Origin of the sequence: Streptomyces sp. NPDC052043 (assembly GCF_044548235.1) — a bacterium.
In the GTDB taxonomy this organism is placed as follows: domain Bacteria; phylum Actinomycetota; class Actinomycetes; order Streptomycetales; family Streptomycetaceae; genus Streptomyces.
This window is the reverse complement of record NZ_JBIUBT010000014.1, coordinates 95106-110757: the sequence shown is the minus strand read 5'-3', so window position 1 is coordinate 110757 and position 15652 is coordinate 95106. Positions and strand designations below refer to the sequence as shown.

Below are 15652 nucleotides of genomic sequence, written 5' to 3'. Positions count from 1 at the left end.
GAAGAAGAAGGCCGAGAAGGACGCGGTTTTGCGGACCATTCAATTCGCCATTCACCACTGGAACCACACCGGGAACTCTAGAGAGCCCACGGTGATCGGGTCAACGTGAACCGGCCCGATCCGGCCGATTCTGTGGAGTTGCGGGGGAAGGTTCGGTCGGCCGCCCGAACACCGCCCACAAGGTTCGGTACGGTAACGAAACCGCAGGTCAGAGACGACTTCCAGGGAACACCGGGACCGAATGCCCGGTCATCCGGCCGCATGCACCCCGGTTTCCTGGAGAACTGCGGCCAGCTCGCGCCTGCCCGCAATGCCGAGTTTACGATAGGAGTTTGTCAGATGCTTTTCCACGGCGCGGGCGCTCACTTGAAGTTCAGCTGCAATTTCCTGATTGGTGAGGCCATTGACAACCAGGGATGCCACGCGGCTCTCGGTACGGGTGAGTACGGTCCGTACGGCCGGCGCGGAGGGCCGCCCCTCCGACGTTCCCGGTCCGGGCAGCCAGGGAACGCCGCAGGACTCCGCCAGCTCACCGGCCTCACGCAACGCCTCACGCGCCTCGGCGCCGTCCCCCAGCAGTCGTCCCAAGTCCCGCACGGCCATGAAGAGTTCCAGTCCGTTGGCGGACTCGCGAAGTGTCCCGACGGCCTCCCGCAGCAGCTCCACCCGTGCGTCCGCCCCGTCGGTGCGGGCGCGCAGCCGCAGCGCCCGGCCGATGGCCACCGGCGCTCCCCACTCCCTCGCCCGCGCGTACTCCTCCGCCGCCAGGGTCCGGGCCAGGTGATGGTCGCCGAGCTGGTGGGAGAGGGATATCGCCCAAGGGCGCCAGGGGAAGAGCACGGGATTGCGCCACCCCGCGCACTCCAGCTGCCGACCGCATTCCAGGGCCGTCTCCAGGGCCGTCCCGGCCTCGCCCCCCTGGGCCTGCTCCGCCATCCGGACCAGGCTCAGCAGTGCGGTCGGGACCGGACCGAGGGACCGGCCGGCCGCCTCGCCCACGATGCGTGAACCCAGTTGCACGTCACGCGCCGACAGCGCCAGCGCGCCCAGCACACCGTAGACGAAGCAACGGCTCTCCTCCCCTATCGTGTCGGCCAGTTCGACGACGCGCTCCGCCCGTTCCCGGGCCTGGGGCAGTCGGCCGCGCGCGATGTGGAACAGCGCCCGCCGCGCATGCCCCATGGCGTCGACCCCGCCGTCCCCGCCGCCGTCGGCCCCGCGCCCGCTCCGCTCCGTCGCGTTCAGCCAGGACTCGGCGGCCTGCGGGGCGTCGGCGCCGACCAGGGAGAACATCACCAACTGCATCACCGAACCACCGCCGGCGGCGGTCGCGGGTTCCCAGTCGAGGAGGTCGCGTGCCTGACGTACGACCTCCGACGCCGCTCCGTCGGCGCTCAGCGTCGCCGCGTGCAGCAGCACGGCCAGCAGTTCCCGGCCGCCGCGCGAACGGACCGGGGGCTCCAGGGCGCGCAGTCTGCCGACGGCGTCGGCGAGTTGGGCGTAGTCGTCGAGCCGCATGTACCGCAGCCTCGCCTCCAGGCGCAGCGCCTCGTCGCCGTCGGGGTCGTCGCGCGGGCCCGGATCCACCAGCTCGTCGGCGGCGCGTCTGAGCAGGGCGGCCCCCGACGGGGTCACGGGGCTGGTCACACAGGGCGAGAGCCGCAGCACCGCGGCGGCACGGTCACGGGCCGTGGGCAGCAGCGGGAGCGCCTGCGCGACATGGGACTCGGCGGCCGGCGGATCGAAGGACAGCTCGACCACGGCCAGCTCGACCAGCAGCTGGGCCCGCGTACGGTCCTGCTCGACGGCTTCCAGCAACGCCCGCCGCAGATACCGGGCGGCCAGTTCCGGACTCCCCTTGCGCCGTGCGGTGTCCGCCGCGCTGCGCAGCACCGGGACGGCCCAGGCATACCCGGGCGTCGGAATCGCCACCAGCTGGGCGGCGACCTGCTCCGCCGGGAGCCCGCTGTCGTACAGGACCCCCGCGGCGGCCTCCTGCCAGCGCTGCCGTTCGGCGGCGCTCATCGAGCATTCGACGGCGTCCCGTACGGACGGGTGGACGAAGCGCGCCTCGTCCTCGGCGGCCGTCAGCCCGAGTTGGTGCAGGACGCGCAGCGCCGTCGTGAGGCCGACGGGGTCGAGTCGCGCGAGGCGGCCGAGGAGTGCGGGGTCCGCGTGCCCGGCCAGGGTGGCGATCGCGGCCGCCGTGTCCCGGACGGGTCGCGGCTGGAGCAGCAGGCAGTTGAGTAAGCGGTCACGCAGGTGCGCGGGGTGCGCCGCGCGCACGAGACCGACGCTCGCGGCGACGGGCGGGCAACCCGTGAGGGCGGCTTCGGACAGCACGGGCAGGAGGAACAGCGGGCGGCCCAGGGACAGGTCGTGGCAGGCGCGGACGAAGTCCTGGTCTGCGTGGTCCCCCACGTGCGCGCGGACGAGTTCCCCGGTGGCGGCCGGGGACAGGGGCGCGGGGCGCAGAATGCGGGCCGAGGTGCTCACCACCTCGTGCACCAGTGGGTCGCGCACGCCCGGGTCGCCGTCCCGCAGGGTGCACACGAGCAGCAGCCGCAGCCCGTCCAGCCGCGGGAGGAGATGGGCGAGCCAGCGCAGCGACCAGGGGTCGGCCCACTGAAGGTCGTCGATGAGGATCAGCAGGGGTGCCGTGGCGCTCAACTTGGCCAGCAGGGAGCGCAGATCGCGCAGAACCGTTCCGTCCGTGGCGCCGGGTTCGGGCACCGCGTCGTCGCCGAGCACCTGCCGTGCGGCCCCCGCGTCGGCGAGCAGCCGTTCCCGGTCCGGTCCCGGTGCCGCGGTGAGCAGGCTGTCGAACAGCTGGCGCACCACGCCGCAGGCGAGCTCTTGTTCCGTCGGTGCGGCGTGGGCCCGCAGCACATGCACCGCGCCCTCGTCGGCGCAGCGAGGCAGTGCGTGCAGCAGCGCCGAACGGCCGATGCCGAGCGGGCCGGACAGCACCATGTGGGAAGAGCGGCCCTCGGCGGCGGCGCGCAGGGCCTGCCGTACCGCCGCCAGCTCGGCACCTCGTTCGAGCAGCATCGCGTTCAGTGTCCTTCCATCGCGCGGACCAGTTCCCGCAGTTCCTGGCGCCCGTTGATCCGCAGCTTGCGGTAGACGCGGGCGAGCCGGAGTTCGACCGCACGGCTGGAGATCTCCAACAGCGCGGCGATGTCCCGGTTGCTGCGGCCGGCCAGGAGCGCGGACTGCCGCTCGGCCTCCGAGAGGTCGCCCCAGCCCGGAACGGACACCGTGCCGGTGGCCGCTCCGGCCAGCGCCCGGGCTCTGACCGCCATGGGGGCGGCCGGGTGAGCGGCGGTCAGCGCGCACAGTTCGGCGAGCGACAGGGCGGCCATCCGCCGGTCACCGCCGCTCTCCGTCATCTCCAGGGCCGTGTATTCCGCCAGGACCCGGGCGTACTCCGGACCGGTCGGCGCCGAGCGGACCTCTCCCATGGCGGAGCGGATGTCCGTCAGGCGGTCCTTCCGCCCGGTCACCAGCACCGAGGTCAGCCTGGCCCAGGCGAGGGTGCTGCCCGTACCCCAGCGCCGGGCGAGCGCCAGTTCCTGTTCGCTCAGACGCCGGGCCTCGGCCGACTCGCCCAGGGTGTGGCAGGTCAGAGCCGTCAGCGAACGCCACGGTACCAGTGCGGGGTTGAGGTGATGGCGGCTCAGCAGCCGGCGGCCGCACTCCCGGAACTGGTCGCGCGCCTCGGCGGGGTTGCCGCCGCGCAGCGCGACCACTCCGCGCGCGAACAACAGGCGGGGCCAGTGCTCGCTGTCCTCCGCGGCGGGCGGCAGGGGCGTGGCGGCCCGCTCGCGCGCCGCGTCGTCGCGGCCGCTCTCCACGTCCACGACGGCGCGGATGCCGTACAGATGGGGCAGCAGGGCGGCCGATCTGCCGAGCAGGCGCGCCCCCCGCTCGGCGGCCTCCAGGTCGCGCTCGGCCTGGGCGTGCCGTCCTCGGCGTATGTTGAGTTCGCCGCGCAGCGCGAGGATGTGGGGGGCGGCGAGCCGGAGCCGGCTGCCACCGAGTGCGCCGAGCAGCCGGTTCAGGCCGGACTCGGCATCGTCCAGCGCGTCGGTGAGGCACAGGGCCCGGCACGCCGCCAGGGCGGGCTGGATGAGCGGGCCGTCCGGCCGCTGGTCGTCGGTGAGGGCGGCCTGCGCCAGGTTCCTGACCTCGTGGAGGCTCTCGCCGTACAGGGCGAGTTGCCAGGCGCGCACAGCGGCCTGCGCGCGTGAGGCCGGACGCTGCGGCAGGGGCGGCACCGCGGGCACGGACGGTGCGCCGTTGCCCTGGCCGGTCGGGTCGGCGACCCAGAAGAGCGCGAGCAGGTCGTCCCGTTCGGTCCCGGTCGCGGCGGTCAGCGCGTCCGCGAGCGACCGGCGCACCACCTCGGTGCCGCCCCCGGTGAGCCCGAGGTCGGCGGCGTGCAGGCGCACGGCGGCGGGGTGCTGCGGCGTGCGGATCAGCCGCTCGATCCGCAGGTCTGCGGCCTCGGGCTCGGTGACCAGGTGAACGGCGGCGAGTTCGAGGTCGAGGCCGGCGCGCTCGGCGGGGTCCCGTTCCTCCTGCGCGGCATGCGCGAGGAGCACGGCGGCTCGGTCGTGCTCGCCCTCCCGTACGGCGTGGTCCGCGTCGCGGCGCAGCGTGCGGCCCGCCCAGGCGGACCCGGTCGGGCGCGCGGCGAGCAGGAGGTCGGCCACCGCGCGGTCCCCGGCTCCGAAGCGGTGGGCGAGTTCGGCGGCCCGGAGGTGCAGATCGGTCCGGTCGTCGGCGATCATCTCCTCCAACACGCGTACTCGCAGGGCCGGTTCGACCCGCAGACGGCCGTTCGGCAGGGTGTGGATGCCGGCCGTCAGCGCCAGGGCCGTCCGCAGTCGGCGTTCGTTGAGCGAGCCGGCGCGTGCGAGCGTGCGCACGAGGGGGAAGTCGAGCAGGTCTCCGCAGACCGCCAGCGCCCGCACCACCTCGCCCGCTTCGGCGCCGAGTTGCCGCACGGCGCTCATCAGGTGGTCGCCGAGCACGGCGGAGCCGGTCGCCCGCAGGACCGGCGCCCGGGACGCGGCCGGCCGGTGTCCGAGCGCGGCGAACCGGTGCAACAGGTCGTGCAGCACCGCGGGATGTCCGCCGCTGATCCGGCCGGCCTCGGCGGTGAACGCCTCGTCCGCCCGTCCGCAGACCCGGGCCACCTCGGCGGCGATCTCGTCCGGGGGCAGGGGGGCCAGGGTCAGGTGATGGGCGACCGGGCCGGGTGCGGAGCCGAGTTCGCCCGGCCACCCGGGATCGGCCGCCGCCGCGTCGACGCCTCCGCACACCACGGCGAGCGGTGCCCCGGCGGACCGGCGCAGCAGCGCCTGGAGCCAGTGCGACGACTCGCGGTCGAGCCAGTGGGCGTCCTCGACGGCGAGGACGGTCGGACGCTCGCGCGCCGCGCGCAGCAGCCGGGCCAGCCCCGGGAAGGGCTCACGCGGTGGTGCCGGGTTGTTCACCGGTGGGCTGCCGAGTGGTTCGAGCAGTTGGGTGACCACCGCGTACGGCAGCTCGGACTCCGACAGCGCCGCCCGGGCGCGCAGCACCCGGTGGCCCGACTCGTGGGCCCGCTCGGCGGCCCAGCGCACCAGTGAGGACTGGCCGAACCCGCTGCGGCCCGACAGCGTGACGAGCACCGGGCCCGAGGTGTCGAGCCCGTCGACGGCGGCTGCCACCATGGCCCGCTCCCGTACCCGGACGCGGGACGGCGGGTCCTCGGTGGCCGGCGCCTGCCGCGCCTGGTCCTGCGGCTGGGGAGAGGGGGTTGCCCCCGTCATCCGTCACTCACCCTGTCCTCCTGCCCCCGTTCGTGTCTGCGGTGTGCGGGTCCCGGGCCGGGCGAACCCCCTTACGGACGCACCCTCACGCCCCTTCCAGCACCGGCCGGCCCGGCAGTGGCCAGGAGCGGCCGTGCAGGGTGCGCAGGGCGTCCACGAGCTGGTCGCGTCGGCGCACCCCGAGCTTTCGGTAGACGTTGGTCAGATGTGACTCCACGGTGCGCACCGTGACGAACAGCCGTTGCGCGATCTGGCGGTTGCTGGCCCCGGACACCGCCAGCCCGGCCACTTTGAGTTCGGTGGTGGTGAGCAGGCCTCCGGTCGGCGCGTCGGCGGCGTGGCCCATGCGCCCTCCGGCGGAGAGCAGCAGGCTGCGGGCCGCCTCCGCCAGCGCGAGCGCCCCGCAGCCGCCCGCGATGCCGGCCGCCCTGCGCAGCCGCTCCCGGGCGCCGGCCTCGTCGCCGTGCACCAGAAGGGCCCGGCCCAGCGCGTACTCGGCGCGGGCGTACGCGGAGACCGCGGGCGACCGGGACAGTTCGTGGGCCGACTCGGCGAGCAGGTCGAGCCCGGCCCGGCCCGGTGTGAGGACGCCCGCCGCGAGCGCGGCGAGCCCGAGGGCGCGCGGCGTTCCCCAGCGCCGGGCGCGCTCGGCTCCCTGTTCGGCCAGTTCCCTGCCCTCCGCGGGCCGGATGGCCGCAAGGATCAGGCAGGTGTCCACCCACCAGGGGGTGAGCACCGGGTTCAGCACACCGGCGGTCTCCTGCACTGCGCCGCATTCGCGCAGCAGCCGCAGTGCCTGCCGGGGGTGGCCGGTCGCCCAGCGGGTGCGGGCGCGGGTGTGCAGATACAGCAGGCAGGCGAGGGCCGAGCCGTTGGCCTCGGCGCGGCCGATCCGCTCCAGCAGCCGCTCGGCCTGCTGCGGCTCGCCGCGGTCGACGAGCACCGAGGCCAGGACCGCTCGTGCGGTCACCAGCCGTGCCTCGCCGCCGGTCCGGCCCGCCGCGGCGATCGTCGAGCGGGCTTCCGCGGCGGCGTCGAGGACGGCACCGTCACGGTGCAGCAGGTGGGACCTCAGGGACCCGGCGAGCACCCGGACCCAGGCCGTCGGTTCGTCGCCCGCGCGCCGCAGCATGGTGTCCAGCGCGGTGTGCGCCTCCGTGGTCTCGTCGGCGAGGACGAGGGTGGCGGCGGCGGTGAACTGCAGCCACGGCGGCTGCTGCGGGGAGGGCATGGCCAGCGCGCGTCGGGCGCCTTTCAGGGCCGCCTCCCGGGAGTGGCCGGCCAGCGCGGTGCGCAGGGCGGCGAGCGCCTCCGTCTGGTGCCGGTCGGTGCGCGGCCGGTACGACGCCGCCGTACCGCGGTGCTCCCGCGCCACCGCACCGGTCCCGCGCCGCCCCATGAGCAGCAGCACGGCCGCCACCTGGTCGGGCAGGTGCGGGGCGCGCTCGGGGCCGGACTCCAGGGCGTCCCCGGCGGTCTCCAGGGCTCCCAGGATCTCGGCCCGGCAGACGGCGGGCAGCGGCACGGACAGGCATGCCATGGCGTACTGGACCGCGATCGCGGCTCGCGCGCGGGTGTCGGCCGCGCCGGCGAGTGCCGCGCGGAACAGCGGAACGGCGCTCAGGGGGTCGCCGGGTGCCACCGCGAGGGCCAGCCGCAGCCGGGTCTCCCCGTCGTCGGGCTCGGCCTCCAGCACCCGCCGCAGACAGCCGGCGGCCTCGGCGAAGGCGCCGCGCTGCTCGGCCCGGGCCGCGGCGTCCCGCAGCACCGCGGTCATCCAGGGTTCCAGGGCGCCGGGCAGCCGCGTCAGATGCCGGGCCACCTCTTCGGCGGGATGGCCGGCGTCGCTGAGCAACAGCGCGGCGCGGGCGTGCGTGTCGGCCGTCTGGGCGGTGGCGAGCGGTTCGAGCAGTGCGGTGCGTACGGTCTCGTGCACCGACGCGGTGCCGTCGGGGGTGAGGGCTCCGGCGTGGCGCAGCACGGCGATCGCCTCGTCGGTCTGTGCGCGGTCCACCTCCGCCAGCACCGCGACGCGCTCCGGGGACCGCGCGCTCCCCAGCAGCGCGATCGCCGTGGCGACCCTGCGGACCCCCGGGGGCTGGCGGTCGAGCACGCGCCGCACCGACCGTGCGGCCATACCGCCGCCGAGTTCCCAGGCCTGGTGTGCTCCGGCCTCGTCGGGAGCCGCGCCGCGTCTTCTCAGCTCGCGCAGCAGGCATGCCGCGGTGCGCGGGTTGCCGCCGGTGACGGTGGCGGCGCGCTCCGCGAGTTCGGGGTGCACCCGCGTGCCGAAGACCTGTTCGGCGAGGGCGCGTACCGCGTCCGTACCGAGTGGCCCGAGGGGCATCGCGGACACCGCGGGGTGGGCGAGGAGGTCCGCCCAGGCCCGGGGAGCACGCGGCTCGGTCCCTGAACTGCGGGCGAGGACCACCAGCAGCGGTTGCCCGGCCGCCCGCCGCAGCAGGAACTCCAGCCAGCGCAGGGAGTGTTCGTCGCAGTGGTGGGCGTCGTCGAGGGCGAGCAGCAGTGGCCGCCGCGCCGTGAGCCGCAGCACGTGCCCGACGAGCCGGCGGAACACCGGGTAGGCGGGGGTGAGGGTGAACCGCTGGGTGCCGCCGGGTCCGGGCAGGAACACGGCCGGGTTGTCCGCGCCCGGTTCCGGCTCCGGGCGCTCCAGGGCCGGCGCGCCCGCCGGGGCGAACAGGGCCCGCAGCCCCGCGTAGGCTCCCGCGCCTCCGGCCGCCTCGCCGCAGTGCGCCCGCAGCACCGTCATGTCCCGGCACACGGGTGCGCGCAGCAGGCCGTCGAGGAGAGTGCTCTTGCCGTAGCCGGGCGGTGCGGTCAGGACCGCGCACCCCGTTTCGCCGCGGCACGCGGCGGCCGCCCGGGCGCCGAGTGCGGCCAGCTCGTGGTCGCGGCCGTGCATCACCTCGTACTCCGGAGGCGGTCGAGCAGGTGGTCCAGAGTGGCCAGATCGTCCTCGCTGAACCGGGCGAAGGTGGCCAGCAGGTTGCGAACGTGTCCGGCGGCCGCCCGGGCGAGGACGTCGTGCCCGGCGTCGGTGATGGCGGCGTAGGCGATCCGCCGGTCCGTGACGCAGGGGCAGCGTTCGACGTAGCCGGCCGTCTGGATCCGGTCGATCAGTCGGGTGACCCCGCCGGTGGTCAGGACGATCTGGTCGGCCAGCGCGCTCATGGTCAACTGCCCTCTTTCCGAACGGGCCAGCCGGATCAGGACCTCGAACCAGAGGTGCGGCAGGCCCACTTCCGTCCGCATGGCCGCACCCAGGCGCCGCTCGAGGTGGCTGCGGGTCTCCACCAGGCGGCCGTACGTCGCGACAAGGGGGTGGTCGATCAGGTCCGAGGAAGGCACGCAAAGATTCTATGCCAGAACAGTTGTCCAGTCAGCTATTGCCCCGTCAGAGGCATGCGATTCACCAAGTATCCGGCCAACGGAATAGGATTGCGGACCGAGGCCTGCGTTCGTACGACTCAAGCCCTCACACCTGACACTTAACTTTGCAACCGCTAACATCCTGCAGCCGGTCGACGGTTGAATGCCGCGCGGTGGACAGGCCCCCTAGGGCCGACCGGACTCGGCCGGCGCCAGCCCCCCTCTCCCCCGAGGACCACGCCCCGGCGACACCTTGAATCGTGTCACCGACGCTCCCACGACGGCCGCGTCGGCATGCGGAGCCGCCCACTCCTCGGACACACCGCCCCCACACCACCCCACCGCCGCCGCCCGCACGCTCGACACTAGGGAATTTCCGGCGCCGGGCGTGAGATCACTTGGGGAGGAGAAGCGCACCCCGGCCAGGAAGGGGCGGGAGTCCGGCGAGAACCGCGGGAGGGCCGGACCACCCCCTGCCGCACTCGCGCCCCCGCACGTACCCATGCCCGGGAGGCACGGGTACGGCCGAACTCTCCATGTTCCCGTTGGCAAATACTCTCGGACGAAATGCGCAATGCGCCAATTCGGTGCCCTCCAGGCAGCGGAAGCACCGCCTTGCCATGATGTCAAGAATAGGGTCCCGCCGAGCCGCGCCCGCTTCATGACCGAAATGCAATTGACCTGAATCCACACACTTCCCCCGCCTTTCGGAAACCGCGCCTCCCCCTCCGCGCCACGGCGCTGAGAGGCACCCGGGCGTCGCCCCGCGCCCGCGCGGAGTCGGCTCTAGGGCTTTTCCGGACACCGCTCCGTGATCATGGGCGCGACGGGTCCGCCGACAGCCCCGTCCCGCGCCCGGCGGCCGGGACGCCGACCCCATGGGAGACCAGCGATGACCGGACGCCGTGAGCCGACTCCTCCCCTCAGGGGAGGAGGGGAGCACATGAGCCAGGAGTTCGGCACCGTGCGCGCGTTCGACCCGGTCGCCCTGTCCGCCCGCCGCCCGATCCTGTTCGTCAGCCGTCCCGAGCGCGGCCTGCTGAACCCGCTGCTGGTGCTGGCCGGTGAACTCTCCCGCCAGGGCGTGCAGGACCTGTGGTTCGCCACCGACGAGCCCCGCAGGGAGGACGTGCGCAGGACGACGCACCGCGCGCCGGTCCGGTTCGCCTCCCTCGGCGAGGCGATTCCGGAACTGTCCGCCGCGACCTGGCCCGACGACGTCTACCGGAAGGTCACGCAGCCCTCCCGGTTCCGGGCTCACCGCGCCGTCGTCAGGCAGTCCTACAGGCCCGCCCTCCAGGCCGGGAAGATCCGTCGGCTCCAGAAGATCGTCGACGAGGTCCGGCCGACGCTCGTGGTCGTGGACTGCATGAGCGGTTTCGCCGTGGACCTGGCGGTCGCACGGGGCATCCCCTTCGTGCTGAGTGTGCCGTTCCTGCCCAGCAAGGTGCTGACCTCGCACAGTCCCTTCGCCAAGGGGCTCACCCCGCCCGGCTTCCCCGTCCCGCACTCGGGGCTGCCGCGCCGGATGAACCTGGCGCAGCGGGTGGCCAACGCCCTGTTCAGGTTCCGTACCCTGGCCATGTTCCTCAACCCGGCCATGACCAGGGCGCGATCGGAGGACGCCCGGGTCCGCAAGAAGTTGGGCCTGCCGCCGCCCCACCCGATGACCCGGATCGAAAAGGCCGAGCTGGTGCTGTGCCACTCGGTCGCGGAGCTGGACTACCCGTGCGACATCCCGGAGCAGATGCGCCTCGTCGGGGCGGTGCTGCCGCCCCTGCCGGAGACCGCCGGAAACGATCCGGTGCGCACGTGGCTCGACGACCAGTCGTCCGTCGTCTACATGGGCTTCGGCACCGTCACCCGGCTGACCCGGGAACAGGTGGGCTCCCTGGTGGAGGTGGCCCGCCGGCTGGTCGGCGCGCACCAGGTGCTGTGGAAGCTGCCCGCCGAACAGCAGCATCTGCTGCCGGCGGCCGACGAGTTGCCGGGCAACCTGCGCATCGAGAGCTGGGTGCCCTCCCAGCTCGACGTCCTCGCCCATCCCAGCGTCAAGGTGTTCTTCACCCACGGCGGCGGCAACGGCTTCCACGAGGGCCTCTACTTCGGCAAGCCGCTGGTCGTACGCCCCCTGTGGGTGGACTGCTACGACCGGGCGGTACGCGGCCGGGACTTCAGGGTGAGCCTGACCCTCGACCACCCGGAGAGCATCGTCGCCGACGACGTCGTGGACAAACTCACCCGGGTGCTGAGCGAGCCGTCCTTCCACGAGAACGCGGAACGGATCGGCGCGTTGCAGCGGGCCGCGGGCGGCCGGACGGCCGCCGCCGACCTCGTCCTCGGCCTTCCGGCCCTGGTCTGAGATGACCGACCAGGGCCTTCGGGCAGCCCGGGTCCCGCCCCCGACACCATCGAGGCACTGCCCGAGCTCACCCGTGGTGGCCGCCCGCCGCGGCGACCGCGGCGGGGTCCTGGTGGCCGGGTGCCCGCCGCGGTCGGGCGCCCGTCGGTCAGGCGCCGTCGGAGTTCGGCGTGCCCAGGTGGACGGGGAGGGCCTGCACCGAGTTGGAGAACATGGAGGGGACGGGGACGAGGTCGCCGGGGTCAACGGCGAGCGCCAGGTCGGGATAGCGGGCGAACAGCGCCGGCAGCGCGATGTTCGCCTCCAGCCGGGCCAGCGGCGCGCCCACGCAGACGTGCGGCCCGTGGCCGAACGAGAGGTGCCTGGCCTGGGCGCGGGTGATGTCGAAGCGGTGCGCGTCCGGCCCGTGCTGGCCGCTGTCGCGCCCGACAGCGCTGTACGGGGCGAGGATGGCCTCGCCGGCGGGGATGGTGACGCCGGCGATCTCGATGTCCTCCAGGGGGTAGCGGGCCAGGAAGTTGCCGATCGGGGCGTCCCAGCGGAGGGTCTCCTCCACCACCGCCGACCAGACCGCGGCGTCGCCGCCGAGGGCGAGGGCACGCTGTTCGGGGTGGGTGAGCAGGGCCCGGACGGCGTTGGCCAGCAGGCTGAGGGTGGTCTCGTGGCCGGCGGCGACCATCACCCACAGCGTGCCGAGCAGTTCGTCGTCGCTGAGGGTGTCGGGCTCCTCCTCGCGGGCGGCGATGAGGGCACTGGTCAGGTCGTCCCCCGGCTCCTTGCGCCGCGCCTCGACGACCCGGTCGAGCAGCAGGTAGATGTCCCGCTGGGTGTTCAGCACCTCCTCCGGAGTGGTGTCGGTGCGGAAGATGCTGTCGACGAGGGCGCGCATCTCGTCGCGCTCGTGCTCGGGCACGCCGACCAGCTCGCAGATCACCTGCATGGGCACCGGGTAGGCGAAGTGGTGGCGCAGGTCGACCGAGCCGTCCGGCAGGGCGTGCCCGGGCAGGGCGTCCAGCAGGCCCTCGGTGATCTCGACGATGCGCGGGCGCAGGGCCTGGACCCGCTGCGGGGTCAGGGTCTTGGTGACCAGTCTGCGCAGCCGGTGGTGCTCCGCGCCGTCGGCGGTCACCATGTTGGTGACCTTGACCATGCCGGTCAGGGGCCAGTCGTCGGCTATCTCGCCGTCGCGGATGGCGTTCCAGCGGTGCCAGTCCTTGCTGACCCGGGGGTCGGCCACCAGGTCGGCGAGGAGCTGGTGGTGGGTGACCGCCCAGGCGTGCACGCCGCCGGGCAGCTCGATACGGACGACGGGGCCGAGCTCACGCAGTCGGGCGGCCTCGCCGTGGTGGTCGGAGCCGGTCGGGTCGAGGCGGACCAAGGGCACCTGGTGGGCGGAGACGTCCTGGGCGGTCATGCACTACCTCCGGTGGTGTGCTGCGGTCTGACGGTACGAAAGATGATCATGTCCTACAGGCCGGGGCCGGGGACAGGGGCGGGGTGAAGGTCACCGGCAGGGAGACCGGGCAGCGGGTCCACGGCGAGGGGCGCAGGGCGATCTCGTCCGCGGGGACCTCCAGGTGGATGTCGGGCAGGTGGTGCAGGGCGGTCTCGACGGCGGTACGGGTGATCAGACGGGCGGGGATCCGGGCGGGGCAGGCGTGCGGGCCGGCGCTCCAGGCCAGGTGGGACCGGTTTCCGGGCTCCGCCGAAGGGTCGCCGTCGTGGATGCGGGGATCACCGTTGGCGGCGGCCAGACCGAGGATCAGGGCATCGCCCTTGCGGATGCGCCGGCCGCCCAGCTCGGTGTCGCGCAGCGCGTAGCGGGCGGGCATGTGGGTCATGGGCGGATGGCGCCACAGCACCTCGTCCAGGGCGTCGTCGATGCCCAGGCGCCCGCCGCGCATCCGTCCGGCGAAGCGCGGGTCGGTGAGCATCAGTTCCAGGGTGCGGGCGATCCAGATGGTGGTGGTCTCCTGCCCGGCGGAGATCATCACCACCATGGACTGCAGGACCTCGGGGTCGTCGCGCAGGTCGGGGTGGGCGAGGAACCCGGAGGTGAGGTCGTCGGTGGGTGCGCTGCGGCGGGCGTTCATGACGTCGGCGAGGATCTCCTCGAACCGGCGGTTGCCGGCCTGGGAGTCGTCGGCGGAGCCGAACAGGGCCGCCAGACCGGCCAGCAGTTCGTACCGCTCGTCCATGTCCAGGCCGAACAGGGCGGCGATGGCGAGCAGCGGAATGGACTGCGCGTACTCGGCCACCAGGTCGGCGCTGCCGCGGCCGGCGAAGTTGGCGATCAGGTCGGCGCACATCGCCTGGACCGACCGGCGCATCCGCCGCTGGTCGATCGCGCTGACCCCGTCGTCCAGCGGCCGGCGCAGCCGCCGGTGCTCCTCCTCGTCGGCTCCGATGACATTGGCCCGCCAGAACATCATCGGACCGAGCCCGGAGTCCGGGGCGACCACACCGGTCTGGAAGTCGCCCCAGTTGCGTGCGTCGCGGGAGTAGAGCCGCTCGTTGCGGGTGATGGTGAGCAGTTCCCGGTAGCCCATCACGAGCCAGGCGGCCACGCCGGGTTCCAGCTCCACCCGGGCGACGTCGCCCCACTCCTCGCGCAGCCGGCGGTAGACGCTGTGCGGATCGGCGGCCGCCGTCGCGTCGGACAGGGAGGTGAGCCCGGCCGTCGTGGTGTGGGCCGGGCAGCCCGGCGGGGGTGAGAGGGTCATGAGGCCGCCTTCCGCGCGTGGGAGAGGTCGCTCGCGTGCTGGACGAGGGCGATCAGCACATCCATCGCCTCGGTCCGGTCACGGGCGTCGCACTCCACGATCGGGGTCTCGGGCAGCAGGTCCATCGCCTGCCGCAGATCCTGCTCGCTGTAGCGCTGGGTGTCGGGGAAGCGGTTGACCGCCACGACGAACGGGGTGTCTCCGCGCAGTTCGAGCTGGTCGAGCACCTCGAAGCTGTCCTCGAGGCGGCGGGTGTCGACCAGGACCAGCACCCCCACCGCGCCCTCGGCGAGGCCCTCCCAGAGGTTCCAGAAGCGGCGCTGGCCCGGGGCGCCGAACAGGTACAGCACCAGGCGGTCGTTGAGGGTGATACGGCCGAAGTCCATCGCGACCGTGGTGGTGTGCTTGTCCGGCAGGCCGGCCAGGCGGTCCACCCCCGCGCCGGCCTCGGTCATGGTCTCCTCGGTGCGCAGCGGCCGGATCTCACTGACCGAGCCGACCAGGGTGGTCTTGCCCACGCCGAGGGCGCCGACGACGAGGACCTTCACCGGCTGCTGCACGGTTGGGGGCAGATAGCGGTCAGCGGAGCTTGCGAAGCCCATGCAGTACCTCTTCAAGAAGTGACGGGTCGGGGGAGGAGGCAGCGGGGATACCCGAACGCGCCTGCAGATGGCCGGAGTCCACCAGGTCGGACGCCAGGATGGTGACGATGCTCACCGGAAGCTCCAGGTGAGCGGCCGCCTCCGCGAGGGAGAGCAGCCGCGCGCACATCGTCAGTAACGCCCGGTCCTGGCGGCTGGCCGACACCGGCAGAGGCTTGTCCGGGTCGGCCAGCAACAGGGTGTCGACCCGCAGGGTGTTGCGGGTCGGCCGCGATCGTCCCCCGGTGAGCACGTACGGCCGCAACGGGTCGTCCCGGTACTCCTGGGGGCTGCTCATGCCTGGGCTTCCTGGCGGGCCGGAGTCGCCAGCCCCCGCTCCCCTAGCTTGAGGACCTGGGCCTGCATCTGCTGCGCCACCAGGGCCGGGTCGACGACGGCCTCGGTGACCACCGCCAGGTGCGTGCCGGTGGCGGCGGAGCGGATGAACAGAAAGCCGCCGTCCCACTCGGTCATCTGCTGGCGCACCGCCTGGTTTCCGGAGCCGAACTCCTGCGCCAGGCTCTTGCCCAGGGACTGCAGGCCGGAGCAGGCCGCGGACAGCCGGTCGGCGGTCTCCTGGTCGGTGCGGTCGCACCAGGTCACCGGAAGCCCGTCCGAGCTCAGCACCACGACGTGCCGCACCCCCTGCACCGACGTGACGTCGGCGATCATCCAGCTCTGCTCCTGCGTCGTGCGCGGGTCCTGCGTCAT

The 15652-nt window shown here is 73.7% G+C and carries 10 protein-coding genes; 1 reads left to right on the top strand and 9 read right to left on the bottom strand.

The features are described from left to right. Nucleotides 1–249: 249 nt before the first annotated feature. From ACIHCX_RS30235 to ACIHCX_RS30220, 4 genes are all read right to left on the bottom strand, one after another. Complete coding sequence (locus ACIHCX_RS30235) at nucleotides 250–3051, bottom strand: ATP-binding protein (protein ID WP_400035009.1); 2802 nt, start codon at nucleotides 3049–3051, stop codon at nucleotides 250–252. Nucleotides 3052–3056: 5 nt separating this feature from the next. Beyond that, the gene (locus ACIHCX_RS30230) at nucleotides 3057–5822 is read right to left on the bottom strand and encodes an AAA family ATPase (protein WP_400035007.1); all 2766 of its coding nucleotides are present in this window, start codon (nucleotides 5820–5822) and stop codon (nucleotides 3057–3059) included. 85 nt (nucleotides 5823–5907) lie between these two features. Continuing rightward, nucleotides 5908–8748 (bottom strand): AAA family ATPase, encoded by a 2841-nt coding sequence (locus ACIHCX_RS30225; RefSeq protein WP_400035005.1) that lies wholly within the window; start codon nucleotides 8746–8748, stop codon nucleotides 5908–5910. Next, nucleotides 8748–9194: a MarR family winged helix-turn-helix transcriptional regulator gene (locus ACIHCX_RS30220; protein ID WP_400035003.1), complete on the bottom strand. Its 447-nt coding sequence runs from the start codon at nucleotides 9192–9194 to the stop codon at nucleotides 8748–8750. Before ACIHCX_RS30220 ends, ACIHCX_RS30225 begins: the two co-directional genes overlap by 1 nt. A 964-nt stretch (nucleotides 9195–10158) precedes the next feature. On the opposite strand from ACIHCX_RS30220, the gene ACIHCX_RS30215 reads away from it, so the two are divergent. Beyond that, nucleotides 10159–11577, top strand: a complete 1419-nt coding sequence (locus ACIHCX_RS30215; protein ID WP_400035001.1) for a glycosyltransferase — start codon at nucleotides 10159–10161, stop codon at nucleotides 11575–11577. A 148-nt stretch (nucleotides 11578–11725) separates the two neighbouring features. Here ACIHCX_RS30215 and ACIHCX_RS30210 read toward each other — a convergent pair whose 3' ends face one another. The 5 genes from ACIHCX_RS30210 to ACIHCX_RS30190 are packed head-to-tail and all read right to left on the bottom strand — an operon-like array spanning nucleotide 11726 to nucleotide 15652. Then, nucleotides 11726–12991, bottom strand: a complete 1266-nt coding sequence (locus tag ACIHCX_RS30210) for a cytochrome P450 (protein WP_400034999.1) — start codon at nucleotides 12989–12991, stop codon at nucleotides 11726–11728. 46 nt (nucleotides 12992–13037) lie between these two features. Continuing rightward, nucleotides 13038–14300, bottom strand: a complete 1263-nt coding sequence (locus tag ACIHCX_RS30205; protein WP_400034997.1) for a cytochrome P450 — start codon at nucleotides 14298–14300, stop codon at nucleotides 13038–13040. Further along, nucleotides 14297–14902, bottom strand: coding sequence for a GTP-binding protein (locus ACIHCX_RS30200; protein ID WP_400034995.1), 606 nt, complete (start codon nucleotides 14900–14902; stop codon nucleotides 14297–14299). The genes ACIHCX_RS30205 and ACIHCX_RS30200 overlap by 4 nt, the downstream gene beginning before the upstream one ends. Further along, nucleotides 14880–15239, bottom strand: coding sequence for a DUF742 domain-containing protein (locus ACIHCX_RS30195; protein WP_400034993.1), 360 nt, complete (start codon nucleotides 15237–15239; stop codon nucleotides 14880–14882). The genes ACIHCX_RS30200 and ACIHCX_RS30195 overlap by 23 nt, the downstream gene beginning before the upstream one ends. Beyond that, the gene (locus tag ACIHCX_RS30190) at nucleotides 15236–15652 is read right to left on the bottom strand and encodes a roadblock/LC7 domain-containing protein (protein WP_400034991.1); all 417 of its coding nucleotides are present in this window, start codon (nucleotides 15650–15652) and stop codon (nucleotides 15236–15238) included. Before ACIHCX_RS30190 ends, ACIHCX_RS30195 begins: the two co-directional genes overlap by 4 nt.

Coding starts and splice junctions, on each gene's coding strand:
- ACIHCX_RS30200 (WP_400034995.1), bottom strand. CDS start 14,902: ATGGGCTTCGCAAGCTCCGCTGACCGCTATCTGCCCCCAACCGTGCAG.
- ACIHCX_RS30210 (WP_400034999.1), bottom strand. CDS start 12,991: ATGACCGCCCAGGACGTCTCCGCCCACCAGGTGCCCTTGGTCCGCCTC.
- ACIHCX_RS30195 (WP_400034993.1), bottom strand. CDS start 15,239: ATGAGCAGCCCCCAGGAGTACCGGGACGACCCGTTGCGGCCGTACGTG.
- ACIHCX_RS30225 (WP_400035005.1), bottom strand. CDS start 8,748: ATGCACGGCCGCGACCACGAGCTGGCCGCACTCGGCGCCCGGGCGGCC.
- ACIHCX_RS30190 (WP_400034991.1), bottom strand. CDS start 15,652: ATGACGCAGGACCCGCGCACGACGCAGGAGCAGAGCTGGATGATCGCC.
- ACIHCX_RS30235 (WP_400035009.1), bottom strand. CDS start 3,051: ATGCTGCTCGAACGAGGTGCCGAGCTGGCGGCGGTACGGCAGGCCCTG.
- ACIHCX_RS30205 (WP_400034997.1), bottom strand. CDS start 14,300: ATGACCCTCTCACCCCCGCCGGGCTGCCCGGCCCACACCACGACGGCC.
- ACIHCX_RS30230 (WP_400035007.1), bottom strand. CDS start 5,822: ATGACGGGGGCAACCCCCTCTCCCCAGCCGCAGGACCAGGCGCGGCAG.
- ACIHCX_RS30215 (WP_400035001.1), top strand. CDS start 10,159: ATGAGCCAGGAGTTCGGCACCGTGCGCGCGTTCGACCCGGTCGCCCTG.